Source organism: Streptomyces sp. NPDC017448, assembly GCF_044330565.1.
Classification (GTDB): domain Bacteria; phylum Actinomycetota; class Actinomycetes; order Streptomycetales; family Streptomycetaceae; genus Streptomyces.
On record NZ_JBIRLM010000001.1, the window covers coordinates 964214 to 989251 of the forward strand.

26 protein-coding genes are annotated in these 25038 nt (G+C 73.4%); 12 read left to right on the top strand and 14 right to left on the bottom strand.

Annotated features, from left to right (window positions below; genetic code table 11):
- Positions 1-81: 81 nt before the first annotated feature.
- Positions 82-747 carry an O-methyltransferase gene (locus ACH4K1_RS04300; RefSeq protein ID WP_398086433.1) on the bottom strand — a complete coding sequence of 222 codons (666 nt, stop codon included), beginning with the start codon at positions 745-747 and terminating at the stop codon, positions 82-84.
- A gap of 249 nt (positions 748-996) precedes the next feature.
- Here ACH4K1_RS04300 and sigE point away from each other — a divergent pair, with 249 nt between their 5' ends.
- The 5 genes from sigE (at position 997) to ACH4K1_RS04325 (ending at position 6259) form a co-directional block, all read left to right on the top strand.
- Positions 997-1686 carry an RNA polymerase sigma factor SigE gene (gene sigE, locus ACH4K1_RS04305; RefSeq protein ID WP_228990526.1) on the top strand — a complete coding sequence of 230 codons (690 nt, stop codon included), beginning with the start codon at positions 997-999 and terminating at the stop codon, positions 1684-1686.
- Positions 1683-2735, top strand: coding sequence for an anti-sigma factor family protein (locus ACH4K1_RS04310; protein ID WP_398086436.1), 1053 nt, complete (start codon positions 1683-1685; stop codon positions 2733-2735). Before sigE ends, ACH4K1_RS04310 begins: the two co-directional genes overlap by 4 nt.
- An 88-nt stretch (positions 2736-2823) precedes the next feature.
- Entirely contained in the window at positions 2824-4827 is a 2004-nt protein-coding gene (locus ACH4K1_RS04315; protein ID WP_398086439.1) for a trypsin-like peptidase domain-containing protein, read from the top strand.
- Positions 4828-4979: 152 nt separating this feature from the next.
- Positions 4980-5459: a sec-independent translocase gene (locus tag ACH4K1_RS04320; RefSeq protein ID WP_073764169.1), complete on the top strand. Its 480-nt coding sequence runs from the start codon at positions 4980-4982 to the stop codon at positions 5457-5459.
- A gap of 125 nt (positions 5460-5584) precedes the next feature.
- On the top strand, positions 5585-6259 hold the full coding sequence (locus ACH4K1_RS04325) for a hypothetical protein (RefSeq protein ID WP_398086442.1): 675 nt from the start codon (positions 5585-5587) through the stop codon (positions 6257-6259).
- Positions 6260-6384: 125 nt separating this feature from the next.
- On the opposite strand, the gene ACH4K1_RS04330 is transcribed toward ACH4K1_RS04325, so the two are convergent.
- Genes ACH4K1_RS04330 through ACH4K1_RS04340 form a run of 3 tightly spaced genes read right to left on the bottom strand, consistent with a single transcriptional unit; the run spans position 6385 to position 9398 of the window.
- Positions 6385-7518 carry an Mrp/NBP35 family ATP-binding protein gene (locus ACH4K1_RS04330; protein WP_398086444.1) on the bottom strand — a complete coding sequence of 378 codons (1134 nt, stop codon included), beginning with the start codon at positions 7516-7518 and terminating at the stop codon, positions 6385-6387.
- A gap of 43 nt (positions 7519-7561) precedes the next feature.
- Positions 7562-8122, bottom strand: a complete 561-nt coding sequence (locus ACH4K1_RS04335; protein WP_398086447.1) for a DUF1003 domain-containing protein — start codon at positions 8120-8122, stop codon at positions 7562-7564.
- A complete protein-coding gene (locus tag ACH4K1_RS04340; RefSeq protein ID WP_398086449.1) occupies positions 8109-9398 on the bottom strand; it encodes a magnesium transporter MgtE N-terminal domain-containing protein in 1290 nt (429 codons plus the stop codon). Before ACH4K1_RS04340 ends, ACH4K1_RS04335 begins: the two co-directional genes overlap by 14 nt.
- Positions 9399-9634: 236 nt before the next feature.
- Here ACH4K1_RS04340 and ACH4K1_RS04345 point away from each other — a divergent pair, with 236 nt between their 5' ends.
- The gene (locus ACH4K1_RS04345; protein WP_398086451.1) at positions 9635-10402 is read left to right on the top strand and encodes a hypothetical protein; all 768 of its coding nucleotides are present in this window, start codon (positions 9635-9637) and stop codon (positions 10400-10402) included.
- A 46-nt stretch (positions 10403-10448) separates the two neighbouring features.
- On the opposite strand, the gene ACH4K1_RS04350 is transcribed toward ACH4K1_RS04345, so the two are convergent.
- On the bottom strand, positions 10449-10967 hold the full coding sequence (locus ACH4K1_RS04350; RefSeq protein ID WP_398086454.1) for a hypothetical protein: 519 nt from the start codon (positions 10965-10967) through the stop codon (positions 10449-10451).
- A 29-nt stretch (positions 10968-10996) separates the two neighbouring features.
- The gene (locus ACH4K1_RS04355) at positions 10997-12127 is read right to left on the bottom strand and encodes a magnesium and cobalt transport protein CorA (protein WP_398086456.1); all 1131 of its coding nucleotides are present in this window, start codon (positions 12125-12127) and stop codon (positions 10997-10999) included.
- A 463-nt stretch (positions 12128-12590) separates the two neighbouring features.
- Between ACH4K1_RS04355 and ACH4K1_RS04360 the strand changes: the two genes are divergently transcribed.
- Positions 12591-13175, top strand: a complete 585-nt coding sequence (locus ACH4K1_RS04360; protein ID WP_398086459.1) for a suppressor of fused domain protein — start codon at positions 12591-12593, stop codon at positions 13173-13175.
- Between the two features lie 27 nt (positions 13176-13202).
- Here the strand turns inward: ACH4K1_RS04360 and ACH4K1_RS04365 are convergent, their stop codons facing one another.
- Positions 13203-14441 carry an MFS transporter gene (locus tag ACH4K1_RS04365; RefSeq protein WP_398086462.1) on the bottom strand — a complete coding sequence of 413 codons (1239 nt, stop codon included), beginning with the start codon at positions 14439-14441 and terminating at the stop codon, positions 13203-13205.
- Positions 14442-14607: 166 nt separating this feature from the next.
- Here ACH4K1_RS04365 and ACH4K1_RS04370 point away from each other — a divergent pair, with 166 nt between their 5' ends.
- From ACH4K1_RS04370 to ACH4K1_RS04380, 3 genes are all read left to right on the top strand, one after another.
- On the top strand, positions 14608-15285 hold the full coding sequence (locus tag ACH4K1_RS04370) for a DUF6758 family protein (protein ID WP_398086465.1): 678 nt from the start codon (positions 14608-14610) through the stop codon (positions 15283-15285).
- A 282-nt stretch (positions 15286-15567) separates the two neighbouring features.
- The gene (locus tag ACH4K1_RS04375) at positions 15568-16434 is read left to right on the top strand and encodes a PHP domain-containing protein (RefSeq protein ID WP_398086468.1); all 867 of its coding nucleotides are present in this window, start codon (positions 15568-15570) and stop codon (positions 16432-16434) included.
- Between the two features lie 131 nt (positions 16435-16565).
- Positions 16566-17171, top strand: coding sequence for a MarC family protein (locus ACH4K1_RS04380; protein WP_228990541.1), 606 nt, complete (start codon positions 16566-16568; stop codon positions 17169-17171).
- A 132-nt stretch (positions 17172-17303) separates the two neighbouring features.
- On the opposite strand, the gene ACH4K1_RS04385 is transcribed toward ACH4K1_RS04380, so the two are convergent.
- Complete coding sequence (locus tag ACH4K1_RS04385; RefSeq protein WP_199876345.1) at positions 17304-17456, bottom strand: hypothetical protein; 153 nt, start codon at positions 17454-17456, stop codon at positions 17304-17306.
- Positions 17457-17663: 207 nt separating this feature from the next.
- Between ACH4K1_RS04385 and ACH4K1_RS04390 the strand changes: the two genes are divergently transcribed.
- Positions 17664-18575, top strand: a complete 912-nt coding sequence (locus tag ACH4K1_RS04390; RefSeq protein ID WP_398086471.1) for an NYN domain-containing protein — start codon at positions 17664-17666, stop codon at positions 18573-18575.
- 45 nt (positions 18576-18620) lie between these two features.
- Here ACH4K1_RS04390 and ACH4K1_RS04395 read toward each other — a convergent pair whose 3' ends face one another.
- Together ACH4K1_RS04395 and ACH4K1_RS04400 are read right to left on the bottom strand one after the other, a co-directional pair.
- On the bottom strand, positions 18621-19481 hold the full coding sequence (locus ACH4K1_RS04395) for an alpha/beta fold hydrolase (RefSeq protein WP_398086473.1): 861 nt from the start codon (positions 19479-19481) through the stop codon (positions 18621-18623).
- A gap of 120 nt (positions 19482-19601) precedes the next feature.
- Positions 19602-22028, bottom strand: coding sequence for a DEAD/DEAH box helicase (locus ACH4K1_RS04400; RefSeq protein WP_398086476.1), 2427 nt, complete (start codon positions 22026-22028; stop codon positions 19602-19604).
- Between the two features lie 313 nt (positions 22029-22341).
- On the opposite strand from ACH4K1_RS04400, the gene ACH4K1_RS04405 reads away from it, so the two are divergent.
- The gene (locus ACH4K1_RS04405; RefSeq protein WP_398086479.1) at positions 22342-23088 is read left to right on the top strand and encodes a ferritin-like fold-containing protein; all 747 of its coding nucleotides are present in this window, start codon (positions 22342-22344) and stop codon (positions 23086-23088) included.
- A gap of 9 nt (positions 23089-23097) precedes the next feature.
- Here the strand turns inward: ACH4K1_RS04405 and ACH4K1_RS04410 are convergent, their stop codons facing one another.
- From ACH4K1_RS04410 to ACH4K1_RS04425, 4 genes are all read right to left on the bottom strand, one after another.
- Positions 23098-23370 carry a hypothetical protein gene (locus tag ACH4K1_RS04410; RefSeq protein ID WP_228990545.1) on the bottom strand — a complete coding sequence of 91 codons (273 nt, stop codon included), beginning with the start codon at positions 23368-23370 and terminating at the stop codon, positions 23098-23100.
- Between the two features lie 255 nt (positions 23371-23625).
- Complete coding sequence (locus ACH4K1_RS04415) at positions 23626-23853, bottom strand: DUF3107 domain-containing protein (protein WP_010061602.1); 228 nt, start codon at positions 23851-23853, stop codon at positions 23626-23628.
- Positions 23854-23992: 139 nt separating this feature from the next.
- Positions 23993-24634 carry a TetR/AcrR family transcriptional regulator gene (locus tag ACH4K1_RS04420; protein ID WP_073764137.1) on the bottom strand — a complete coding sequence of 214 codons (642 nt, stop codon included), beginning with the start codon at positions 24632-24634 and terminating at the stop codon, positions 23993-23995.
- Between the two features lie 169 nt (positions 24635-24803).
- Positions 24804-25019 (bottom strand): hypothetical protein, encoded by a 216-nt coding sequence (locus ACH4K1_RS04425; RefSeq protein WP_398086482.1) that lies wholly within the window; start codon positions 25017-25019, stop codon positions 24804-24806.
- Between the last annotated feature and the right edge of the window lie 19 nt (positions 25020-25038).

The window sequence follows — 25038 nt, forward strand, 5'->3', positions numbered from 1 at the left end:
GCGGTGCGTCCGGGGTTCCGCGCGGCCCACGGCGGGCCCCCGCTCCCCGGGGCCGTACGCGCATCCCCCGGCGGTCCGGGATCAGCCGCGCCGGACCGCGCAGAGCAGGCCGTCGCCGACCGGCAGCAGGGTGGACATCAGCTCCTGGCTCTCCCGCACCGCGCGCAGCAGTTCCCGCACCCGGAGGACCTCGGCCGGCTGGGCCGCGGAGTCGACGGTGCGGCCGTCCGCGAAGACGCCCTCGAAGCAGACCAGCCCGCCGGGGCGCAGCAGGCGCAACGATTCAGCGAGCACGTCGAGGCTCTCCAGCCGGTCGCCGTCGCAGAAGACGAGGTCGTAACCGCCGTCCGCGAGCCGGGGCAGGACGTCCAGGGCGCGGCCGGGGATGAACCGGGCCCGGTTGGTGGCGAAACCCGCCTCGCGGAACGCCTCCCGGGCGAACTGCTGGCGCTCGGGCTCGGGGTCCACGGTGGTCAGCACCCCGTCCGGCCGCATGCCGTGCAGGAGATACATGCCGGACACGCCCGTGCCCGTGCCGATCTCCGCCACCGCTTTGGCGTCCACGGCGGCCGCCAGCAGGCGCAGCGCGGCGCCGGTGCCCGGTGACACCGGGCGAAGCCCCAGCTCGCGAGCCCGCTCCCGGGCCACGTGCAGTGCTTCGTCCTCGGCGACAAAGGCGTCGGCGAACGCCCAGCTCGTCTGCCGGTTGGCGGTAATGACCCTCTCCTGTCCCCGTAGTTGGCGCAACGGTGACTGTATCCGCTGGAGCCGGGAACCCGCAGATGGGACCGGGCGTTGTGCAAGGAGTGGGGAAAGCGCAGCGACCGGGCCCGCGGAGCGGGCCGCCGAGCTGAGCCGAAGACCCGGGCGACGCCCGGCCCCATCAGGGAAAAGGCTTATCCGGAGCTAACGGGCGAGGTGGCTATGGTAGGGGCTCCACTGGACACCACCAGAGCCGATAGGGGAGGTGCGGCTGCGCCTGTGGGCCGGGGAGGGATGCTGCGGCGCCTTCTCAGGTCGGCCGGTGAGCCGAAATCCGTGACCGACATTGCTGACCGTTCTTCCGAAGACTCCGCACCGACCGCGACCTTCGCCTCTGATGCGGATTCTCAGGCGTGGACCCCGCCCTCATGGGAAGAGATCGTCAGCACGCACAGCGGTCGCGTGTACCGCCTGGCCTACCGGCTGACGGGAAACCAGCACGACGCCGAGGACCTGACCCAGGAGGTCTTCGTCCGGGTGTTCCGCTCCCTGTCGACGTACACGCCCGGCACCTTCGAGGGCTGGCTGCACCGCATCACGACCAACCTCTTCCTGGACATGGTCCGGCGCAAGCAGCGCATCCGCTTCGACTCCCTCGGGGACGACGCGGCCGAGCGGCTGCCCAGCCGGGAGCCCTCCCCGCAGCAGGTCTTCAACGACACCCACTTCGACGCCGACGTGCAGCAGGCGCTGGACACCCTCGCGCCCGAGTTCCGCGCCGCCGTCGTCCTCTGCGACATCGAGGGCCTCAGCTACGAGGAGATCGCCGCGACCCTCGGGGTGAAGCTCGGCACCGTCCGCAGCCGCATCCACCGGGGCCGCTCGCACCTGCGCAAGGCGCTCAAGCACCGTTCGCCCGAGGCCCGCGCCGAGCAGCGCTCCCTGGCCGACGCGATCCTTGCGGGGGAGGGCGGACTGGCGTGAGCGGCACAGGTCCGACCGGTCCCACCCCTGCCGAGGCGCACCTGGGGGACCGGCTCGCCGCCCTGGTGGACGGCGAGCTGAAGCACGACGCCCGCGAGCGGGTCCTGGCCCATCTGGCGACCTGTGCCAGGTGCAAGGCCGAGGCCGACGCCCAGCGCCGCCTGAAGAGCGCCTTCGCCATGTCCGCTTCACCGTCGCCCTCCGAAGGGTTCCTGGCCCGTCTCCAGGGCCTCCCCGGGGGTCCTGGCGGCGAGGGGAGCGGTTCCGGTGCGCCGTTCGGCGGCCGAGGCCCCTTCGCCGACGAGTTCTTCCCCGCGCTGCGGCCGTCCGGCGGCAGCACGCGGGCGGACACGGCGGCCTCTCCGCTGAGCGGCTTCGGGTACGCCCCCGCCGTGCACGGCTCCACCGCCGTGCTGCCCGGGGGGCCCGCCACCGGATCGGTCTTCCGCATACACGAGGCGGCCCGCGAGGCGGACCGCTCGCCCTGGCGCGGGCGGCGCTTCGCGTTCGCCGCGGCCGGCGCCGTCTCCCTCGCGGCCATCGCGCTGGGCGGCACCCTGCCGCTCGACTCCGGTCCGGAGCCCTCCCTGCGCGCCGAGGGCGCCGGGAACAACGTTTCTCCGCTCGACGCGGAGACCCGTGCGGAGAACGGCGCCCAGGCGGTCAGCCGCCGGGGCGGCGGTGCGCTCGCCGCGGCCGGCGGTGACGCCCTCGCGCCGGGGCGGTCCTCCGGCACGGCGCCGGCCGGCACGAACAGCGTGCCTCCGGCGCTCACCGGGGCGAGTCCGAAGGCTCCGGCCCTCACCCCGCCGGTGAACCGGCAGATGCCGCCGACGCCGCGGTTGTTCGCCGGCCCGGTGACGGGCGGGCACCCCTTCGTGCTCCCCGTCCTGAACGTGTCCGTGCCGCCGCTGGTGCGCCCGGCTGTCTCCGGCGCCCCGCTGCTGACGGCGCTCGGCAGCGGGGCGAAGCCGAAGGCGGCCCCCTCGGCCACGCTCCCGGGCGTGCCCGCCAACGATCTGGCGAGCCCGCTTTCACCCCGCCCCTGACCGGACCCTGCGCGGAGATTCGCAAACCTGGTTGAATTCCGTGAGGGACGCCTCTGGGGGGTGTCCAGAGGCCAGTTGCGGGGAGAGCATGGACGACGGGAAGCCCACCGGGCCGCAGGCGAAGTGGTGGAGCCGCCCCACGGCGCGGCGCGCCGACCGCCCGGAAGCGGCCGCCGACCCGGCCCCGGCGGCCACGCCGGCCGCCCCGGCCCCCGCGTCGGAGGCCCAGCCCCCGGCGGCGGAGGACCGGGCCGCTCCCGCCCCGGCGTCGGACGCCCCGGCCCCGGAGGACCGGGTTCCGTACGCTCGGGCCTCGGCCGCGGACACCCCGGGGCAGGCCGTCCCGGCGCGGGTCCAGGACGCCCCGGCGCGCTCGGCCGACGCCCAGGCCTCCCCCACCTCCCCGGATGCCCCCGGCCCCGTCCCCCCGGACGCTTCCGCCCGCACCCCCGGGCCCGGCCCCGACGTTCCGCGTCCCCGGGCGGCGGGACAGCCCCTGCACGAGCCCGACGAGTACAGCACCCCGCCCTACGGCGACCCCGGCCCGTGGGCGCCTGCCCCGCCCGTGCAGCGGCCGACCCCCGCGCACGGCACCGTCGTACCGCCGGGTGCCGAGGCGCCCGGCCCGCAGTACGCGGCGGCGAGCGGCGGTACGACCCCGCCCCCCGCCCCCGCCGACAGCTTCCCGCTCCCGCCTCCACAGCCCCAGCCGCACGCCCCGCACCCGCCGCAGACGCTCCACACGGCCGCCCCCGCCGGCCCGGCGCCCCACACGCCCCATGCCGGCCGGGCCCCGCAGACGAACCACGTTCCGCAGCTGGCGCACGGAGCCCCCGAGCAGCAGGGGCCCCACCCGGCCCCGGTCCACGCCCCGGCCGCCCCGCACCAGCAGACGCAGTGGCTCCAGTACGACCCGTGGGGCGCTCCGGGGCAGCCGCTGACCCGGCCCGGCCCCGAGGGCGGGGAGCCCGGGCGGCGGAAGAAGCGGCGGGGCGGAGCGCTCGTGGGGGCGCTCCTGCTGGCCCTGGTCGCCGGAGCCATCGGCGGCGGGGTCGGCGCGTACGTCGAGCGCAACGGCGGCCTGACCACCGTCGAGCTGCCCCAGGCGGCCCGCGACAACGGCGACCGGGCTCCCGAGAGCGTCGCGGGCATCGCCGCCAGCGCCCTGCCCAGCGTGGTCACCCTGCACGTCAGCGGCGCCGCCGAGTCCGGCACGGGCACCGGCTTCGTCCTCGACGGCCAGGGGCACATCCTCACCAACAACCACGTCGTCGCCCCGGCCGGGAGCGGCGGGGAGATCACCGTGACGTTCAGCACCGGCGAGACGGCCTCCGCCGAACTCGTCGGCAAGGACAGCGGATACGACCTCGCCGTGGTCAAGGTGCGCGGCGTCTCCGGACTCAAGCCCCTGCCCCTGGGCAACTCCGACAACGTCCGGGTCGGCGACCCGGTGGTGGCCATCGGCGCCCCCTTCGACCTGTCCAACACGGTGACGTCGGGCATCATCAGCGCCAAACAGCGGCCGATCACCGCGGGCGGCGAGAAGGGCGACGGCAGCGACATCAGCTACGTCGACGCCCTCCAGACCGACGCCCCGATCAACCCGGGCAACTCCGGCGGCCCCCTGGTCGACACCCGGGCCCACGTCATCGGCATCAACAGCGCCATCCGCGCGGCCGACAGCGGGCGCGGCCCCGAGTCCGGCGGCCAGTCCGGCTCCATCGGCCTCGGCTTCGCCATCCCGATCAACCAGGGCAAGCGCGTCGCCGAGGAGCTGATCAGCACCGGCAAGGCCACCCACCCGGTCATCGGCGTCACGCTGGACATGAAGTACACCGGCGACGGGGCCAAGGTCGGCGCCAAGGACGCCTCCGGCGGGCCCGCCGTCGCCAAGGACGGCCCGGCGGCCGAGGCGGGCATCAGGTCCGGCGACGTCATCACCCACGTCGAGGGCCAGCGGGTGCACAACGGCGAGGAGCTGATCGTGAAGATCCGGGCCCACCGCCCCGGCGACGAACTCGACCTCAAGCTGACCCGCGGGGGCGGGGAACAGACCGTGACCCTGAGGCTCGGCTCCGCGAGCGGTGGCTAGGGGCGTAGGACGGGCCGGGCCGGATCGGCCCCCGCCGTCCACCGCGAGGTACCGCCCGGACACCTTCGACAGGTACCTTTGAGCGGTCCGGGCGGCGGGGAGCCCGGCCGGGATCGCACGGAGACCACGCGGAGAACACGAGGAGCAACAAGGTGTTCAATGACATCGGCGCACTGGAGCTGCTGACGCTCGGGGTGCTGGCCGTGCTGGTCTTCGGGCCCGACAAGCTGCCCAAGCTGATCCAGGACGTCACCCGCACCATCCGCAAGGTCCGCGAGTTCTCGGACAGCGCCAAGGAAGACATCCGCTCCGAGCTGGGTCCGCAGTTCAAGGACTTCGAGTTCGAGGATCTCAACCCCAAGACGTTCGTCCGCAAGCAGCTCATGGACGGCAACGACGACCTGGGGCTGAAGGAGATCCGCGAGAGCTTCGACCTGCGCAAGGACCTGGCCGAGGTCACCGACGCGGTCAACGGCCGCACCCCGGCCGCCTCCGATACCGCCAACAGTGCGGCGGACGGCACTTCCTCCACGCGTCTCGCCAAGACCGGCGACACCTCTCCTGACCTGCTGAAGAAGACCCCGCAGCAGGACCGGCCCGAGCGTCCGCCGTTCGACGCGGACGCCACCTGACCCCGGTCAATCCCGGCTCGTCCGGACGGTATGGCTATTCTCCATCTGTCCGGTTGCGAGGATGCCCGAGCCCGCGGGGGGCGGGCCGCTCCGGATCATGACTGATCGAGGAGGCGGCCGCGCAGATGGAGACGACGAGTCGGGTTGATACGGACGGTGTCCCGGGCACGGCCACGGCGGGGGAGGCGCCGCGGGAGGCCCCGGCCGCCCGGCGGTCCGTCGACGGCTATCTGAAGGCGACCTTCCCCTGGTACGGGCTGGACGAGGCGTTCACCGGCCCGCGCTGGCTGATGCAGGTCGGCACCGCCGCGGACGGCACGGTGCAGCACGGCGCGACGGGCCACGGCGACGAGCCGTCGGTGAAGACGGACGGGGCCTCGGCCGACAAGGAGCGGTTCGCGGCGGTCATCACGGTGGCCGCGAGCCCGGTGCGGCGCAGCGGCGACGGTACGGGCGTGCTGGACGCCACCACGGTGTCCTCGGCCGCCTGGCTGGCGGGCTCCGGCCTGCTGGCGTACACCTGGCCGGCCCAGATGGACCACACCCTGCGCGACGACTGGCTGGACCAGCAGACCGAGACGGCGTTCACCCTCGCCGACGACCTCGGCAGCGCGCCCTGGACGACGCTCTCGCTGCCGGTGGACGGGGTTCCGGTGGAGTTCCACTACCGGGAGTCCGAGTTCGGGTGGGTCCTCGCCGGCTCCGCCCACGAGGGCGTCCACATCGGGGCGTACGGGCGGGGGATGAGCGCGTACGGTCTCGGCTTCGCGGCCATCAAGGACATCGAGACCTACGCGTAGCGGCGGCGTACGCGCCACGAGGGCGGGGGCGCGCCGACGACACGACGGGGCGGGCCGGAAGACCACCGGCCCGCCCCGTCGTGTGCCGTGCACCGTCCGAACGCCGTCGGGCGGGCCGGCCGGGCTCAGAACTTGTTGCGCGGGGTGATCCCCAGCGACATGCCCGACAGGCCGCGCTGACGGCCGCCCAGCTTCCGCGCGATCTCGCGCAGCGCGCTCCCGGCCGGGGAGTCCGGGTCGGACAGGACGACCGGCTTGCCCTCGTCGCCGCCCTCCCGCAGCCGTACGTCGATCGGGATCGAGCCGAGCACCGGAACCTCGGCGCCGACCGTGCGCGTCAGCCCCTCGGCGACCCGCGCCCCGCCGCCCGAACCGAACACGTCGACCGTCTCGTCGCAGTGCGGGCACGGCATGCCCGACATGTTCTCCACCACGCCGACGATCTTCTGGTGGGTCTGCACGGCGATCGAACCGGCCCGCTCGGCCACCTCGGCCGCCGCCTGCTGCGGGGTCGTGACGACCAGGATCTCCGCGTTCGGCACGAGCTGCGCCACCGAGATCGCGATGTCGCCGGTGCCCGGCGGCAGGTCCAGCAGCAGGACGTCCAGGTCGCCCCAGTACACATCGGCGAGGAACTGCTGGAGCGCCCGGTGCAGCATCGGGCCGCGCCACACCACGGGCGCGTTGCCCGGGGTGAACATGCCGATGGAGATGACCTTCACGCCGTGCGAGGACGGCGGCATGATCATGTTCTCGACCTGGGTGGGCTTGCCGTCCGCGCCGAGCATCCGGGGCACGCTGTGCCCGTAGATGTCCGCGTCCACGACGCCGACCTTCAGCCCGTCCGCCGCCATCGCCGCGGCGAGGTTCACCGTCACCGAGGACTTGCCGACGCCGCCCTTGCCGGAGGCGACCGCGTAGACCCGGGTCAGGGAGCCGGGCTGGGCGAAGGGCACCTCCCGCTCGGCGGTGGAGCCGCGCAGCGAGCTCGCCAGCTCCTTGCGCTGTTCGTCGCTCATGACGTCGAGGGTCACCTCGACCCGCGAGACGCCCTCGACCCGGGCGACCGCCTCGGTCACGTTCCGGGTGATCGTCTCGCGCATCGGACAGCCGGAGACCGTGAGATACACCGTGACAGCGACTACACCGTCAGGATCGATCTCGACCGATTTCACCATGCCCAGCTCGGTGATCGGGCGGTGGATCTCCGGGTCGTTCACTGTCGACAGTGCCTCAAGCACCGCGTCTTCCGTAGCCATACGGACGATGTTACGGCGCTGGGGGCTACGCGCGGGTAGCTTGTCAGCGGTCGCCTTCGTCACTCTCGGCCGGGAACACCCACTGGCGCTCCTCCATGTCCTTCACCATGTCCTGGAGTTCGGAGCGGATCCAGTCGCGGGTGGCGACCTCGCCCAGGCCCATGCGCAGCGCCGCGATCTCCCGCGTCAGGTACTCGGTGTCGGCGATGGAGCGCTCGTTCTGCTTGCGGTCCTGCTCGTGGGTGACCCGGTCGCGGTCGTCCTGCCGGTTCTGCGCGAGGAGGATCAGCGGAGCCGCGTAGGAGGCCTGGAGCGAGAGCATCAGCGTCAGGAAGATGAACGGGTACTGGTCGAAGCGCAGGTCCTTCGGCGCGAAGATGTTCCACAGCACCCAGACGATGATGATCAGCGTCATCCAGACGATGAACCGCCCCGTCCCGAGGAAGCGGGCGATCCGCTCCGAGAACCGGCCGAACGCCTCCGGGTCGTACTCCGGCAGCAGCCTCCGACGCGGGGCCCTCGGCTGGTCCAGCCGGGTGCGCGGGGGCCGCATCAGGCCCGAGGAGCCGGTCGAGGCCGCCTTCGCCCGCTCATCGCCCGCCATGCCCGATCCCCTCCTCGCCGTGCAGATCCGTCTCGCGCCAGTCGTCGGGCAGCAGGTGGTCCAGGACGTCGTCCACGGTCACCGCGCCCAGCAGCGAACCGCTCTCGTCCACGACGGGCGCCGAGACCATGTTGTACGCCGCCAGATAGCTGGTGACGGTCGGCAGCGGGGTGTCCGGCGACAGCGGCACCAGATCGCTGTCGACGATCGAGCTGACCAGGGTGAACGGCGGATCGCGCAGCAGCCGCTGGAAGTGCACCGTGCCCAGGTACTTGCCCGTGGGGGTCTCGTCGGGGGAGCGGCAGACGTACACCTGCGCGGCCAGCGCCGGCGACAGGTCCTGCTGGCGCACCCGGGCCAGCGCGTCGGCCACCGTGGCGTCCGGCCGCAGCACGATCGGCTCGGTCGTCATCAGACCGCCCGCCGTCCGCTCCTCGTAGGAGAGCAGCCGCCGCACATCCGCCGCGTCGTCGGGCCGCATCAGCGCCAGCAGCCGCTCCTTGTCCTCCTCGGGAAGCTCGGAGAGCAGGTCGGCCGCGTCGTCGGGGTCCATCGCCTCCAGGACGTCGGCGGCCCGCTCCTCGGCGAGCTTGCCGAGGATCTCCACCTGGTCGTCCTCGGGCAGCTCCTCCAGGACGTCGGCGAGCCGGTCGTCGTCCAGGGCCGCCGCGACCTCCGCCCGGCGCTTGGGCGAGAGGTGGTGCAGGGCGTTGGCCACATCCGTGGGCCGCAGCCGCTCGAACGTGGCGACCAGGCTCTCCGCGCCCTGGCCGTGCTCGTCCAGGGAGAAGCCGCTGACCGCCGACCACTCCACCGTCAGCGTCTCGCCCTTGCGGCGCAGCGCACCGCCGCGCCCCTTGCGGACGAAGTACTTGTCGATCTCCCAGTCGCGGCGGGCGGGCAGCTGCTGGATGGCCACGTCCAGGACGGTGACCTCCTCACCGTCCTGGCCATGGCCGTCCACCAACCGCACCCGGCGGTCCAGGAACTCTCCGAGGACGAGCCGCTCGGTGGGCCGCTGTTCGAAGCGCCGCATGTTGACGACCCCGGTGGTGATCACCTGGCCGGACTCGACGCCCGTCACCCGGGTCATCGGCAGGAAGATCCGCCGGCGGCTGATCACCTCGACCACCAGCCCCAGGATGCGCGGCGGCCGTCCGCCGACCCGCAACATCGCCACCAGGTCGCGGACCCGGCCGACCTGGTCCCCGTTCGGGTCGAACACGGGCACCCCGGACAGGTGGGAGACGAAGACCCTGTGCGTGACCGCAGCCATCCGCCGCCTCCTCCGTCCGTCCGTGTCGGTGTGCTTCCCCGCCCGGCCCGCACCGCCCGGGGCGACCCGGACCGCGCCGACCAGCGTGTTTCGCCGGTACGCCGGGTTCAGGCTAGCCCGTACCGCCGCACCGCGCCCCGGCGGACCCGTCCGTACGACTGGCTGCCGGACGGTGCGCGCTCCCCGGGTACGCTGCCGTCTGCTACCCCCGATCGCAGTGGAGAGGCAGTACGCCCGTGACCTCTTTTGCCCCGGCCGCGCGGAACCGTCGCCGGACCGCCCTCGCCCTGGTGCTGTGCGGAGGGCTGACCGCGGCCCTGGCCGCCTGCGGCACGGAGGAGGACCCGGACAAGGGGACCAACGGCGTCGCGAAACTCTCCGCCGCCGAGATCGACGAGAAGGCCAGAGCGGCGGCGGACGCGGCGAGCGCCGTACGGCTGTCGGGCACGCTGGTCAGCAAGGGCGGCGCCTACCGGCTGGACATGAAGCTCAACGCGCAGGGCGGCATGGGGTCGGTGAGTTCGAAGAAGCAGAGCTTCGCGCTGCTGCGGATCGACGACGAGCTGTTCCTCAAGGCGCCCGCCGAGTTCTGGTCCCACGAGGACGGCGGAGACGAGGGCGGCCCGGCCGACGTGGCGGCCGCCGACAAGCTGGGCGGCAAGTACGTGAAGGTCCCCGAGGGCGACCCCAGCTACCAGCGGCTGCGCGGCTTCACCGACAAGAAGGTCCTGCTCGACGGGCTCCTCGCGCTGCACGGCAAGGTCAACAAGGGCGACCGGGGCACGGTCGCCGGGCACCGCACCATCCAGCTCCTGGGCGGCAAGGGCGAGGGCGGGGCCTTCGACGTCTCGTTGGAGGACGAGCCGTATCCGGTGCGGGTGGCGCGGGGCGGCGGCGGAGGCACGGTCTCGCTGGCCGACTGGGGGCAGCCGTTCCCCCTGGACGCACCCGAGGAGAGCGACACGGTCGACTACGGCGGCCAGCTCCCCGAGTCCGCGGGCTGACGGCACGTCCGCCGGGGCTGTGTCCGCCGCCGGGCGGCGGACGCGGTCAGCCCGTGCGGCGGCGCTTCCGCAGCAGCCGGGGGAGCGCCGGCGGGACGGCGTTCCGGGTGGTGGCCGGGGTCGGCAGCGGGGCGGCGGCCAGGGAGGCGTCCGGGAGCGCGGTACCGACCGCCTCGGGCGTCAGCCGCGCCACCGTGCAGGTGCGCGCCCACCGCTCGGGCATCGCCTCGGCGTCCGGCGCGTTCAGCCGCTTGCCCTTCAGCTCGGCGACCGCCGCCTCCCACTCCTCGGAGCGCGGCGCCAGGAAACGTACGGCAGCGGTCCACGCGACGATCCGGCCGCCCTTGTCCTTGCTGCGTACGGTCACCTCGGCGCGGCCCCCGTCGGCCAGGCCCTCCGGCAGCGGCTGCTCACCGGGGCCGCCGACCAGGAGCGCCGCGCCCTCGTGCCAGACGTGCCAGACGGCACGGGCGGGGCCGGCGGCCCGTACCCAGACCAGACCGGACTTCTTCGTGGCCTCCTCGGCGAGGGCCCTGGCCAACAGGTCGGCGGCAGCGTCAGTCATGGGCGCGAGCTTAGACCGGCCCCCGCCCCTCAGAGCCAGCCGTTGCGCTTGAGGATGCGGTGGATCGAGAAGCAGACCGCCCCGATCACCCCGAGCACCAGCGGATAGCCGTACTTCCACTCCAACTCGGGCATGTAGTCGAAGTTCATGCCGTAGACGCCGCAGATCATCGTCGGCACGGCGATGATCGCCGCCCAGGAGGTGATCTTGCGCATGTCCTCGTTCTGCGTGACGGTGGCCTGCGCCAGATTGGCCTGGAGGATCGAGTTCAGCAGTTCGTCGAAGCCGAGGACCTCCTCCTGGACCCGGGCGAGGTGGTCGGCGACGTCGCGGAAGTACTTCTGGATGTCGGGGTCGATCAGCCGCATCGGGCGCTCGCTCAGCAGCTGCATGGGGCGCAGCAGGGGGGAGACGGCCCGCTTGAACTCCAGCACCTCGCGCTTGAGCTGGTAGATCCGGCCCGCGTCCGACCCGCGCCGGCCGCCCTTGACCGGCGTGGAGAAGACGTCGATCTCCACTTCGTCGATGTCGTCCTGCACCGCCTCGGCCACCGCGATGTACCCGTCGACGACATGGTCGGCGATGGAGTGCAGCACCGCGGAGGGGCCCTTGGCCAGCAGCTCGGGGTCGTCCTGGAGGCGGTGGCGCAGGGCGCGCAGGGAGCCCTTGCCGCCGTGCCGGACGGTGATGACGAAGTCCCGGCCGGTGAAGCACATCACCTCGCCGGTCTCCACGACCTCGCTGGTCGCGGTCAGTTCGGCGTGCTCCACGTAGTGGATCGTCTTGAAGACGGTGAACAGCGTGTCGTCGTACCGCTCCAGCTTGGGCCGCTGGTGGGCGTGGACGGCGTCCTCGACGGCCAGCGGGTGCAGCCCGAACTCCCGGGCGATGCCCGCGAATTCGGCTTCGGTCGGCTCGTGCAGACCGATCCACGCGAAGCCGCCCTCCTCCCGCACCTGGAGCATGGCCTCGTGCGGCGTCGGAACCGCGGGCGCCGCCAGGCGGCTGCCGTCGCGGTAGACGGCGCAGTCGACGACGGCGCTGGAGGCGGACGGGTCGCGGGTGGCGTCGTACGCGCTGTACGGGGTGCCGCCGTTCTTGCGGAAGGACGGGCGCAGGGACGGGCGCACGGCGGCGCGCAGGTCACGGATCATCGACATGGCTGGCTCCTTCACGGAGGGCCGTCGGCGAGGGCGTGGAACAGCCCGGAATGGGGACGTGCGCTCACGTCCGCAAAGCGGGCGGCACCGCGCGGGCGCGATGACGGCGTTCGCTACAGACAGGCAAAATTCGTTGCAGGCAGGCAGAAACGAAGGGCTCTTCCGTCACGCGAACCGCTGTCGGGGGGTGTCCGGCGACGACGGCGATGTCGGCCCGGGCGGCCGACGAGGCGTCGGATCAGCGGGAAAGGCGAGGTGCGGAGGAGCGGTCGGTACTGCACGGTCGACTTGGATCCATGGCAGTCCCCACCTCCTCCGGTCGGTCCCCCGTGGGGGACGACGTGTCGTCGGGACGAAGAAGAGCGACGCTTCTGCGTGCTGTCCCGACCGGCGGCCAGGCTATCAGCCGTCCAAGGGCCAATCCCGTACTTTGCCCATTGGCTACGCGATCTATGCTCGCGGCATGGCAGAAATTCTCGCGCTGGTCGAGGCCCGGCTCGTCTCCGCCCTCGGGGAGCCGGAAGCCCGCGCCGATGTGACGTTCCTCGGCACGGACCGCATCCAGGTGCTGCGCTTCCTCGACGGCGACATCGTGCGGTACGCGACGCTCGGCATGTCGGGTGCGCCGATGGCGGACCCGACCTCCCCCCTCGCGGACCCGGTGAAGGGCCCCCGCGCCGAGCTGGTCCTCTCCGTACGGGGCGGGCTCGCCGACACCGACCAGGTGCTGCGCCCGCTCGCCGTGCTGGCCGCCTCCCCCCAGGTCGAGGGGGTGGTCGTGGCGCCGGGCGCCTCGCTGGACGTGGGTGAACCGCTGTGGCCCCGGGCCCCGTTCACCTCCGTCCTGGTCGCGGAGTCCGGCGGCCTGGTGGAGGACCTGGAGCTGGACGAGCCGATGGACCCGGTGCGCTTCCTGCCGCTGCTGCCGATGACGCGCAACGAGGCCGCCTGGAAGCGGGTGCGCGGGGCGCAGGAGCTCCAGGAGCGGTGGCTGACGCACGGCACGGACCTGCGCGATCCGCTGCGCACGTCCGTACCGCTGGACTGAACCGGCCGGGGCCGGGGTCGCGGGCCGTCAGTCGGCGAAGACCGCGACGCCGTCCTCCTCGGCGTGGGCGGGCGCCAGCTCCTCCGCCTCGTGGGTCAGCGCCGTGCGCCGGACGCCCACGACGACCGCTCCGGCGACGGCGGCGAGCGCGGCCACCACGAACGGGATGTGCACGTCGGTCCACTCCTCGATCTTCGGGGCCAGGAAGGGCGCCGCCGCCGCGGCGAACCAGCGGACGAAGTTGTACCCGGCGCTCGCCACCGGGCGCGGCGCGTCCGAGACCCCGAGGGCCAGCTCGGTGTAGACGGTGTTGTTCATGCCGATGAACGCGCCGGAGACGACCGTGGCGACGATCGCCGTGGTGTGGCTGCCGTACCCGAGGACCAGCAGGTCGGCGGCGAGCAGCACGAGCGAGGCTCCGAGCACCCGGAGCGAGCCGAAACGGCGCTGGAGGCGCGGGGCCACCAGCACGGAGAAGACGGCGAGCAGCAGACCCCAGCCGAAGAAGACCGCACCCGACTTGTACGGGGTCATGTCCAGCACGAACGGCGTGAACGCCAGGATCGTGAAGAAGGCGTAGTTGTAGAAGAACGCCGAGGCCGCCACCGAGGCCAGACCGCCGTGGCCCAGCGCCTTCACCGGATCGAGCAGGGACGTCTTGCGGGCGGGCTTCGGCTGCTCCTTGAGGAAGGCCGCGATGCAGAGGAGGCCGACCGCCATCAGCGCCGCCGTCCCGAAGAACGGGTAGCGCCAGCTCGCGTCGCCCAGCACCGCGCCCAGCAGCGGCCCGCACGCCATGCCGAGGCCGAGCGCCGACTCGTACAGCAGGATCGCCGCCGCGCTGCCGCCCGCCGCCGCTCCGACGATCACCGCGAGGGCGGTGGAGACGAAGAGGGCGTTGCCCAGCCCCCAGCCGGCCCGGAAGCCGACCAGCTCCCCGACGGAGGACGAGGTCCCCGAGAGCGCGGCGAAGACGATCACGAGCGCGAGACCGGCCAGCAGGGTCCTGCGGCCGCCGATGCGGCTGGAGACGAAGCCGGTGACCAGCATCGCGAAGGCGGTGATCAGGAAGTACGAGGTGAACAGCAGCGACACCTGGCTCGGTGACGCCTCCAGCCCCTTGGCGATGGACGGCAGGATCGGGTCCACCAGGCCGATCCCCATGAAGGCCACCACCGACGCGCCCGCCGTCGCCCAGACGGCCTTCGGCTGGCGCAGGAGCCCGGCCCCCGTGGCCCCTTCGTCGAACGGATCCGCTCCCTGCATGGACTCTCTCCCTCTCCTTCGGTCCCACCGGATCGATGCGTTATGCACAGAATAAGTTAGACAATCTAATAAATGCAAGCTACATCTATTTTCCCCGGTCGGAGCCACGCTGCGGACGGGTGATCGTCCTTGACGGGAGGTCCGGCGGGGAGGACGGTTGGTGGTTATGAGGGGCGAACCCAGTTGCCCGAAGTGCGGTGGCCGGGTCAGGGCGCCCGGTCTCTTCGCCGACGCCTGGCAGTGCTCCGCGCACGGCCAGGTCCACCCGCTGCAGCCGGTCATCCCGCCGAGCGTCGAGGCGCTCGGCGTCGTGGTGCACCGCGCCCGGGTGCCCGTCTGGATGCCCTGGCCGCTCCCCGTGGGCTGGCTGTTCACCGGCGTCGCCAGCGCGGGCGACGACCGCAGCGGCGGCCGGGCGACCGCCGTGGCCTGCTCCGGGCCCGGGCCGCTGGGCGGGATGGGCGAGCTGCTGCTCGTCGCCGAGGAGCTGGGCGTCGGACTCGGCGCCCGGTACGCCGGGATCGAGGGCCTGGACCCCGGCCCCCACCTGAACGTCGACTCCGCCCCCGACGCCAAGGTCCACGCCGCCGGCCGCCCCACCCCGCTCTGGCACGTCAAGAACGCCCCGGCGGACCGGGCCGTCTTCGCCGGCGAGGCGCGCGGGCTGTGGCTCTGGGCGATCCTGTGGCCGGAGCAGTCGGGGCTCCTGATGTACGACGAACTGGTCCTGACCGACCTGCGGGACGCCGGGGGAGAGGTGGACCTGGTCCCCTGCGGCGCGCTCACCCCCCGTCTGCTCGCCACCCCCGAGTCGCCGCCCCGACAGGCGACGGGGGAGCGGTAGGGGCGGCCTGCGCGGTAGGGGCGGCGTACGCGCGACGGGGCGGTGCGTGCGGCGGGGCGGTGCGGGGCGCGCGGGCGCGGTCCGGCCCGCGTGCGGTCCGGTCCACGGGCGGTCCGGCGGGCATGTGGCGCGGCCGGACGCACGGGGCCCGAGCGCGGGCCGGTCCCGTGGCGCCCGGCCCTGAGCCCGTCTGCCGGGCCCCGAGCGCGGCCGGGGACCAGGTGCGCGGCGGTTATCCTTGAGCGGTCCCCCGTCCGCCCGCGAGCCCCGGAGTCACGCGTCGTGCGCATCGACCTGCACACCCACTCCACCGCTTCGGACGGCACGGACACCCCCGCCCAGCTGGTCGCGAACGCCGCCGCCGCGGGGCTGGACGTCGTCGCGCTCACCGACCACGACACGGTGGGCGGCCACCGCGAGGCCGTCGACGCGCTGCCCGAGGGGCTCACCCTGGTCACCGGGGCCGAGCTGTCCTGCCGCGTGGACGGCGTGAGCATGCACCTGCTGGCGTACCTCTTCGACCCGGCCGACGCCGAGTTGGCGCAGGCCCGGGAACGCGTCCGCGACGACCGGACGCCGCGCGCCCGGGAGATGGTCCGCAAGCTGCGCGCCCTCGACGTCCCCATCACCTGGGAGCAGGTCGCACGCATCGCCGGGGACGGCTCGGTCGGCCGCCCGCACGTCGCCGCCGCCCTCGTCGAACTCGGCGTCGTCCCCACCGTCTCCGACGCCTTCACGCCGGAGTGGCTGGGCAACGGGGGCCGGGCGTACGCGGAGAAGCACGAGTTCGACCCCTTCGACGCCGTCCGCCTGGTGAAGGCCGCGGGGGGCGTCACCGTCTTCGCCCACCCGGCCGCCGTGAAACGCGGCGCGGTGGTCCCCGAGTCCACCATCGCCGCGCTCGCCGACGCCGGTCTCGACGGCGTCGAGGTCGACCACATGGACCACGACGAGCCCGCCCGGGCCCGGCTGCGCGGCCTCGCCCGCGAACTGGACCTGCTGACGACCGGCTCCAGCGACTACCACGGCAGCCGGAAGGCCGTCGAGCTCGGCGCGTGGACCACCGATCCCGAGATCTACGGCGAGATCACCCGGCGCGCCACGGGAGCCTTCCCCGTGCCGGGCGCCGGTGGAGCCGTCCACCGCTAGCTCCCCCGTACCGCGCCACCCTTCCCCCACCGCGTACCCCGTGCGTACCGTCGCGTGCCCACGCACCGCGACGCCCGCTGCCCGGGCCCGCGCCGCCCCCGTACCACCCCTCTTCTCTCGCAAGGCTCACTGTGTTCGACGTCGCTGTCTTCGGATCCCTTTTTCTCACCCTATTTGTGATCATGGACCCGCCCGGGATCACGCCGATCTTCCTCGCCCTCACGGCGGGCCGCCCCGCCAAGGTGCAGCGCAAAATGGCGCTCCAGGCGGTCATGGTCGCCTTCGGCGTGATCGCCGTCTTCGGCGTGCTCGGTCAGCAGATCCTCGACTACCTGCACGTCTCCGTGCCCGCGCTGATGATCGCCGGAGGGCTCCTCCTGCTGCTCATCGCGCTCGACCTGCTGACCGGCAAGACGGACGAGCCGACGCAGACCAAGGACGTCAACGTGGCGCTCGTACCGCTGGGCATGCCGCTGCTCGCCGGGCCCGGCGCCATCGTCTCGGTCATCCTCGCGGTGCAGCACGCCGACGGCCTGGGCGGTCAGCTCTCGGTGTGGTCCGCGATCGTCGCCATGCACGTGGTGCTCTGGCTGGCCATGCGCTACTCGCTCGTCATCATCCGGGTGATCAAGGACGGCGGCGTGGTGCTGGTCACCCGGCTCGCCGGCATGATGCTCTCCGCCATCGCCGTCCAGCAGATCATCAACGGCGTCACCCAGGTCATCCAGAACTCCTGACCCCGGACGTGCGCACCTCCGCCGGACACCACTGCGCCCCCGCACGGACCTTCCGTACGGGGGCGCTTCGTCTTCAACGGCGCGATGCGGCGAGACCCGGGGCCTCCTCGGGCGTCATCGGCCCGTCGTGCGTCACGAAGCCGAACTGTCGGCCGGCCGGATGTAGAGGCGCTGGCCCGTTGCCGCGGCCTGCTGCACGATCCGGTTGACGGAGGCGGCGTCCACGACGGAGCTGTCCACGGCGGTACCGTCGACGTCGTCGAGGCGCATGATCTCGAAGCGCATAGGGCTTCCCTTCGTCTGATCCTCCTGCTGGAGAACTGCTGGCGCCGGCGGGACGTCCCACCGGCAAGAGGGGGAACGCGAGGCTTCCCACGCGTTCCACACCAGTGACAACGAGATGCCCCCTGCAAACATTCCCTACGCTAAGGAAATTTTTTGGATGTCTAAGTACCCGTGGGTAGCCGCACCACCACAGACCATGGGGCCCGCATGAACGAGGCGGACCCGCGGCTCGGGGCGGGAGCCGATCTGGCCGCCCGCCTGGACCGCACCAACGAGCTGCTCCAGCGGATGCTCGTCGAGGTCGCCAAGACCCCGTCGACGCACGCCATCTTCGTGGACGCCGGCTACGTGTACGCGGCGGCCGGGCTGCTCGTCACCGGCACCGAGGACCGGCGCTCCTTCGACCTCGACGCCGAAGGGCTGATCGACGCCTTCATCGACAAGGCCCGCACGATCTTCGCGGACAGCAGGCTGCTGCGCGTCTACTGGTACGACGGGGCCCGGCGCCGCATCCACACCACCGAGCAGCAGGCCATCGCCGAGCTGCCCGACGTCAAGGTGCGGCTCGGCAACCTCAACGCCAACAACCAGCAGAAAGGCGTCGACTCGCTCATCCGCACCGACCTCGAATCCCTCGCCCGCCACCGCGCCATCAGCGACGCGGCCCTCGTCGGAGGCGACGAGGACCTGGTCTCGGCGGTCGAGGCGGCCCAGGGGTACGGGGCACGCGTGCACCTCTGGGGCATCGAGGCGGCCGAGGGGCGCAACCAGGCCGAACCGCTGCTGTGGGAGGTGGACAGCCAGCGCACCTTCGACCTCGACTTCTGCCGCCCCTACGTCACCCGGCGGCCCGTCACCACGTACGAGGACGACACCCCGGCCCCCTCCCGGGAGGACGTCCGCTTCGTCGGCGCGCAGATCGCCGCGGCCTGGCTCGCGGCCCGGGGCCGGGAATCCCTGGCCGACCTGCTGCCCGGCCACCCCTACCTGCCCGGCTCCATCGACCAGGACCTCCTGGTCGAGGCGGAACGCCTGCTCCAGCGCTCGTTGCGCGGCCACGCCCACCTGCGGCGGGCGCTCCGCGACGGCTTCTGGCAGCACCTGCAGGCGCAGTACTGACCCGTCGGGGCCCGGGCACCGGAGCAGGGCGTCCGCGGGCGGGCGTCAGGCGGACGGCGCCAGGCCGTCCCAGAACGCTGCCAGGGCCTGCGCGGTCTCCAGCGGGCGGGCGGTGTTGGGGGAGTGCTCGGCCCCGGCGATCGTGGTGCGGCGGGCGCCGAGACGCCGCGCCATGGCGTCGAACAGCTCCACCGGCCAGACGTCGTCGCGCTCCCCGGACAGGACGTGGACGGGCAGCCCCACGGCGGCCAGCTCGTCCACCCGGTCCGGTTCGGACGCCAGCTGGGCCCCGGTGGCGATCAGCTGGGCCGGGTCGTGGGCGAGCCAGCGGCGGCGCAGGTCCGCGCCGTCGCCGGTGTCCGCGTCCTGCGGGGGGTCCAGCGCCCGCATCGCCTCCCACACCTCGTCCATGGACAGCACGGCCAGTGCGTCGCTCAGCATCTTCACCTTGTCCCGCTGGGCGGCGACCACCTCGGCGGGGCCCGAGGACATGAGCGTCAGCGAGCGGAACGGGGCGGCGTCCAGCAGGACGGCGGCGCGGGCGATCTGGCCGCCGAGCGAGTGCCCGACCAGGTGCAGCCCCCCTTCGCCGGCCTCCGAAGCCGCCGCCTGGGCGAGCACGTCCCGGGCCAGTTCGGCCTGGGCGTAGCTCTCCCGGCGGCCCGTCCCCCGCGACGCGTACTGCCCCCGGCCGTCCACGGCGACCACCCGGTAGCCCGCCGCGCACAGCGGTTCGAGCAGGGCGACGAAGTCCTCCTTGCTGCCGGTGTACCCGGGCAGCAGCAGGGCGGTGGCCCGCGCCGGGGTACGCGGTACGGCGTCCAGGACGGCGAAGTCACCGCGCTCGGTGCTCAGGACACGGGAGCGGGCGCAGGGCGGGGGGGTGAAGGTGGGCGGGCGACTCATACGGCGAGGCTATCCCCGCTGCCCGGCGGCCGCCGCCACCGCATCCGGGAAGCGGGAACGGCCCCGGCCCCCGCGGGTGCGGGGGCCGGGGCCGTTCGTCGTGCGGTGTCGCCGGGAGCCTCAGCTCTCGGCGCTCGTCCCCGTCGCGGCGCCCGCCGGGCGGGTGGCCCGACGACGGCGCGTCTTCGGCGCGGCGGCGGCCTCGCTCACCACGGCCTCGGCGGCGGAGACCACGGCGGCCTCCGGCGTCGCGGTCGAGGTGACGGTGCGGGTGGCCCGGCGGCGGCGGGGCTTGGCCTCCGCCTCGGGGGCCGGGGCCTCGGCGGCGACCGCCCCGGAGGCGGCCTTCGACGGGGTCTTCGCGGCGGTCTTCTCCGCGGGCTCCGACACCGTCTCCGCCTTGGCGCGGGACTTCGTCGTCCTGGTCGCCCGGGACTTCGGCTCGGCCGGAGCGGACTCGGCGACGGCGGCCTCACCCTTCGGCTCGGCCTTCGTCCGGGACTCGGCCTTCGCCTTCGGCTCCGTCTTCGGCTTCGAGGCGGCGCGGGCCGGGCGGCGGCGCGTCTTCGTCTCGGGCTCCGGCTCGGCGGCCGGGGCGATCTGGAAGTCGACCTCGTCGGCAGGCTTCGCGATCCGCGCGCGGCGGCGCGGCCGGGCCTTCGGCTCGGGGGCCGGCTCCGTGATGCCCGCGGCGCCCGCCACGGTCTGGAACTCGGCCGGGGCCGACGCGGCCGGAGCGGCGGCGACGGGCGCGGCCGCCTCCTCCGCCACTGGCTTCGCGGCGCGGCTGCGACGACGGCGCGGCTTCGTCTCCGCGGCGGCCTCGGCCACCGGCTCGGCCACGGGCTGCGCGACCGGCTCGGCCTGGGGCTGCGCGACCGGAGCGGCCTCGGCCACCGGGGCGGCCTCGGTCACCGGCGCGGGCACCGTCGGAGCCTCGGCGACCGCCACGGCCGCCTCGGTGGCGCTGACGCGGGTGCGGCGGCGACGACGCGGAGTGCGCGGCGCGTCGGACCCGCCGTCCTCAGCGGCCGGGGCGGCCGGAACCGCCTCCTGGGAGGGGGCGGGCACGGTCACGGCGTCCCCCTCCGCACCGGTTCCGCCACGGGTGCGGCGGCGCTGACGCGGCGTACGGGTGCGCTCCTCGCGCTCCTCGCGCGCCGGAGCGGGGGCGGCGGACTTGCGGCCGCGGCCGCCCGTCTCGCCCAGGTCCTCGACCTCCTCGGCGCGCAGACCGGCACGGGTCCGGTCGGCGCGCGGCAGCACGCCCTTGGTGCCGGCCGGGATGCCCAGCTCCTCGAAGAGGTGCGGCGAGGTGGAGTACGTCTCCGGCGGGTCCGGGAACTTCAGGTCCAGCGCCTTGTTGATCAGCTGCCAGCGCGGGATGTCGTCCCAGTCGACCAGCGTGATCGCGATGCCCTTGGCGCCCGCGCGGCCGGTGCGGCCGATGCGGTGGAGGTAGGTCTTCTCGTCCTCCGGCGACTGGTAGTTCACGACGTGGGTCACACCCTCGACGTCGATGCCGCGGGCGGCGACGTCGGTGCAGACCAGGACGTCGACCTTGCCGTTGCGGAAGGCGCGCAGCGCCTGCTCACGGGCGCCCTGGCCGAGGTCGCCGTGGACCGCGCCGGAGGCGAAGCCGCGCTTCTCCAGCTGCTCGGCGATGTCGGCCGCCGTGCGCTTCGTGCGGCAGAAGATCATCGCGAGCCCGCGGCCCTCGGCCTGGAGGATGCGGGCGAGCATCTCCGGCTTGTCCATGTTGTGGGCGCGGTAGACGTGCTGGACCGTGTTCTTGACGGTCGTGCCCTCGTCGTCGGGCGACGTGGCGTTGATGTGCGTCGGCTGCGACATGTAGCGCCGGGCCAGGCTGATGACGGCGCCCGGCATGGTCGCCGAGAACAGCATCGTCTGGCGCTTGGGCGGCAGCATCGTGATGATGCGCTCGACGTCGGGCAGGAAGCCCAGGTCCAGCATCTCGTCGGCCTCGTCGAGGACGAGCCCGCGGATGTGGGAGAGGTCGAGCTTGCGCTGGCCCGCCAGGTCCAGCAGGCGGCCCGGGGTGCCGACGATCACGTCGACGCCCTTCTTCAGGGCCTCGACCTGGGGCTCGTACGCCCGGCCGCCGTAGATCGCGAGAACGCGGACGTTACGGACCTTGCCGGCCGTGAGCAGGTCGTTGGTGACCTGCTGGCACAGCTCGCGGGTGGGGACGACGACGAGCGCCTGCGGGGCGTCGGTCAGCTGTTCGGGCTTGGCGCGCCCGGCCTCGACGTCGGCGGGGACGGTCACGCGCTCCAGGAGCGGAAGACCGAAGCCGAGCGTCTTGCCGGTGCCGGTCTTGGCCTGGCCGATGACGTCGGAGCCGGAGAGGGCTACGGGGAGCGTCAGCTCCTGGATGGGGAAGGGGGACGTGATGCCGACCGCCTCAAGGGCTTCGGCCGTCTCGGGAAGAATGCCGAGGTCTCGGAACGTAGTCAGGGTGCTGCCTCTTCTGTGAGACGCGGTCCGAGGCGAACGCTGGGGGTCGTACCGTGCCGGGTTGGTCATCCGGCCGGTTAAGGGCCGGGTGGCGCGGGACCACTGCCGTCGCTCGAGCGCTCGTGCCGCTGAGGGGGCCCCTCATCTGCCGTCGTACGTGTCGTACGCACCGCGTGGAGGGCTGTCGGGTCGGAGCCGATCGGGCCACCGACCGGGCATCCTCATTCAAGGGCGCGCCTCTGGCACAGCACAGTGCTCAGTAAGCGCAATACCACTGTACCCCGGATTCGCGCATGTGTGTCGGACGAATTCATCGGAACGGTAGGGAGCCCCGGCTGACCAGCCCCTTCCGCCCTGAGCGGAGAGGGCTATCGTTCCGTTCATGGAGACGCCAGACCACGCCACCGACACCCCCGCCGAACCCGCCGGAGCCACCGGGATCGCCGCCCAGGACTGGGCCACCGCGGCCGCCGACCCGCAGTACCGCGCAGCCGTCGTGGACCTGCTCGGCGCCCTCGCCTACGGAGAGCTGGCGGCCTTCGAACGGCTGGCGGAGGACGCGAAGCTCGCCCCGACCCTCGCGGACAAGGCGGAGCTGGCGAAGATGGCCGCCGCCGAGTTCCACCACTTCGAGCAGCTCAGCCGCCGGCTGACCGCCGTGGAGGAGGACCCCACCGCCGCGATGGAGCCGTTCGCCAAGGCGCTCGACGACTTCCACCGCCAGACCGCCCCGTCCGACTGGCTGGAGGGCCTGGTCAAGGCGTACGTCGGCGACTCGATCGCCAGCGACTTCTACCGCGAGGTCGCGGCCCGGCTGGACACCGACACCCGGGCCCTCGTGCTGTCCGTGCTCGACGACACGGGCCACGGGAACTTCGCCGTGGAGAAGGTGCGCGCCGCCATCGAGGCCGACCCGCGGCTCGGCGGTCGTCTCGCGCTGTGGGCGCGCCGCCTGATGGGCGAGGCGCTCTCGCAGGCCCAGCGGGTGGTCGCCGACCGCGACGCCCTCTCGACGATGCTCGTCGGCGGCGTCGCGGACGGCTTCGACCTGGCCGAGGTGGGCCGGATGTTCTCCCGGATCACCGAGGCCCACACCAAGCGGATGGCCGCGCTGGGACTGGCCGCGTAACCCCCCGTGCTACTGGGCCGCCGCCGACCGGGGGAGGCGGCGGCCGCGGGGCCGGATCAGGAGCGACAGCGTCACCGCCCCGACGGACAGGGCGCCGGCCAGTGTCGCCACGGCGTGGCCGGGCCCCAGGGCGGCATGCGTCAGATACGCCCCGAACAGGGCGCCCAGCGGACCGGTGGGGTACACCGCGCGGCCGGAGGGGAGCCGGTGGGACAGTGATCGCAGCGCCGCCCAGGACAGGGCCAGTCCGAGTGCGGCGGCGCCGAAGGATTCCCAGATCACAGAGGATCACCTCGCGGGGGTGTGCGGGGCGGGCAGAACGGTCTAGGCCGTCCTACCCCCCGCCCGCCCCCGGCAACCCTCCGGCGGGCTCCCCGCACGCGTACGGAACCGGGCCCCGACCTGCTGCGGAACCCGGACCGGCCCGGTGCGAGGGGGTCCGTGCCCGGACGGCGGAAGACCCGCACACGCCACGGGAGCGGCCCGGCGGGAATCTCTTCCCGCCGGGCCGCTCCCGTGGCCGTCGCGTCCGGTGGACTACAGCGCCCCGAACCCCACCCGCCGGGTGGTGGGCTCGCCGATCTCCACATACGCGATGCGGTCGGCCGGCACCAGGACCTTGCGGCCCTTGTCGTCCGTGAGGCTGAGCAGCTCCGCCTTGCCGCCCAGTGCCGCGGCGACCGCGCTCTCGACGTCCTCGGCGGAAAGCCCGCTCTCCAGAACGATCTCGCGGGGCGTGTGCTGCACCCCGATCTTGACCTCCACGGCTATGTCCCTCCGACGGTCAGTCCTCGCGCGGCGAACCGCGCCGTACGCAGCCACATTAGCCCGGCGGAGGGGGCGCTCAGAGCCCGACCGGCCACGCCCGCAGCGAACACGGGGCCGGGCGCCGCCCCGAGGGGGCTCAGTGCTGCTCGGCGCCGTGCAGCGGGAAGCCCGCGATGCCCCGCCAGGCCAGCGAGGTGAGGAGCTGGACGGCGGTGTCGCGGGGGACGGGGGACTGGCTGGAGAGCCAGTAGCGCGCCACCACCTGGGAGACGCCCCCGAGCCCCACCGCCAGCAGCATGGACTCGTCCTTGGACAGGCCCGTGTCCCCGGCGATCACGTCGGAGATGGCCTCCGCGCACTGGAGGGAGACCCGGTCGACCCGCTCGCGCACCGCGGGCTCGTTGGTCAGGTCGGACTCGAAGACCAGCCGGAACGCGCCGCCCTCGTCCTGCACGTACGCGAAGTAGGCGTCCATCGTCGCCTCGACGCGCAGTTTGTTGTCGGTCGTGGAGGCCAGCGCCGTGCGCACCGCCTGGAGCAGCGACTCGCAGTGCTGGTCGAGAAGGGCCAGGTAGAGCTCCAGCTTTCCGGGAAAGTGCTGGTAGAGCACCGGCTTGCTGACACCGGCCCGCTCCGCGATGTCGTCCATCGCCGCGGAGTGGTAGCCCTGCGCGACGAAGACCTCCTGCGCGGCGCCCAGCAGCTGATTGCGTCGGGCGCGGCGGGGCAGGCGGGTGCCCCGCGGGCGCGCCGCCTCTGTCTGCTCGATGGCTGTCACGCCGCCTCCCAAATATGTGTTCCAGCACAGCCGGTCCGTGCACGCTGCGCCGTACAGCCATCGTACTTTTGGGTAACCCGGCTGCGCGCGGCGCGGACGCAGAATTTCACGGACCGGACAAGTGTGGAAGCCACCGCTCTTTTCGTGGGCGGGGGCAGAGCGGGGCGTATTACCGGTAATCGTCCTCGTCCAGCGGGATCACCCGGCGCTGTTCCGCCACATCCGCCTCGTCGGCGACGGCCGGGTCGACGTCCTCCACCCGCTCGTCCTCCTCGGGCCGGACCTCCGCGCGCTGCTCGGCGGCGTCCGCCTCCGGGGCCTCGGGCCCCGGTTCGTCCGGCTCGACGCCCTCGAAGGTGTCCGGGTCGCTCGGGTCGACCGTCATGTGCCGCTCCCTTCTTCTC

Coding starts and splice junctions, on each gene's coding strand:
- ACH4K1_RS04425 (WP_398086482.1), bottom strand. CDS start 25,019: ATGACGGTCGACCCGAGCGACCCGGACACCTTCGAGGGCGTCGAGCCG.
- ACH4K1_RS04325 (WP_398086442.1), top strand. CDS start 5,585: ATGGAGACGACGAGTCGGGTTGATACGGACGGTGTCCCGGGCACGGCC.
- ACH4K1_RS04355 (WP_398086456.1), bottom strand. CDS start 12,127: ATGTCGATGATCCGTGACCTGCGCGCCGCCGTGCGCCCGTCCCTGCGC.
- ACH4K1_RS04395 (WP_398086473.1), bottom strand. CDS start 19,481: ATGAGTCGCCCGCCCACCTTCACCCCCCCGCCCTGCGCCCGCTCCCGT.
- ACH4K1_RS04360 (WP_398086459.1), top strand. CDS start 12,591: ATGGCAGAAATTCTCGCGCTGGTCGAGGCCCGGCTCGTCTCCGCCCTC.
- ACH4K1_RS04405 (WP_398086479.1), top strand. CDS start 22,342: ATGGAGACGCCAGACCACGCCACCGACACCCCCGCCGAACCCGCCGGA.
- ACH4K1_RS04350 (WP_398086454.1), bottom strand. CDS start 10,967: ATGACTGACGCTGCCGCCGACCTGTTGGCCAGGGCCCTCGCCGAGGAG.
- sigE (WP_228990526.1), top strand. CDS start 997: ATGCTGCGGCGCCTTCTCAGGTCGGCCGGTGAGCCGAAATCCGTGACC.
- ACH4K1_RS04315 (WP_398086439.1), top strand. CDS start 2,824: ATGGACGACGGGAAGCCCACCGGGCCGCAGGCGAAGTGGTGGAGCCGC.
- ACH4K1_RS04390 (WP_398086471.1), top strand. CDS start 17,664: ATGAACGAGGCGGACCCGCGGCTCGGGGCGGGAGCCGATCTGGCCGCC.
- ACH4K1_RS04365 (WP_398086462.1), bottom strand. CDS start 14,441: ATGCAGGGAGCGGATCCGTTCGACGAAGGGGCCACGGGGGCCGGGCTC.
- ACH4K1_RS04335 (WP_398086447.1), bottom strand. CDS start 8,122: ATGGCGGGCGATGAGCGGGCGAAGGCGGCCTCGACCGGCTCCTCGGGC.
- ACH4K1_RS04340 (WP_398086449.1), bottom strand. CDS start 9,398: ATGGCTGCGGTCACGCACAGGGTCTTCGTCTCCCACCTGTCCGGGGTG.
- ACH4K1_RS04400 (WP_398086476.1), bottom strand. CDS start 22,028: ATGACCAACCCGGCACGGTACGACCCCCAGCGTTCGCCTCGGACCGCG.
- ACH4K1_RS04370 (WP_398086465.1), top strand. CDS start 14,608: ATGAGGGGCGAACCCAGTTGCCCGAAGTGCGGTGGCCGGGTCAGGGCG.
- ACH4K1_RS04330 (WP_398086444.1), bottom strand. CDS start 7,518: ATGGCTACGGAAGACGCGGTGCTTGAGGCACTGTCGACAGTGAACGAC.
- ACH4K1_RS04385 (WP_199876345.1), bottom strand. CDS start 17,456: ATGCGCTTCGAGATCATGCGCCTCGACGACGTCGACGGTACCGCCGTG.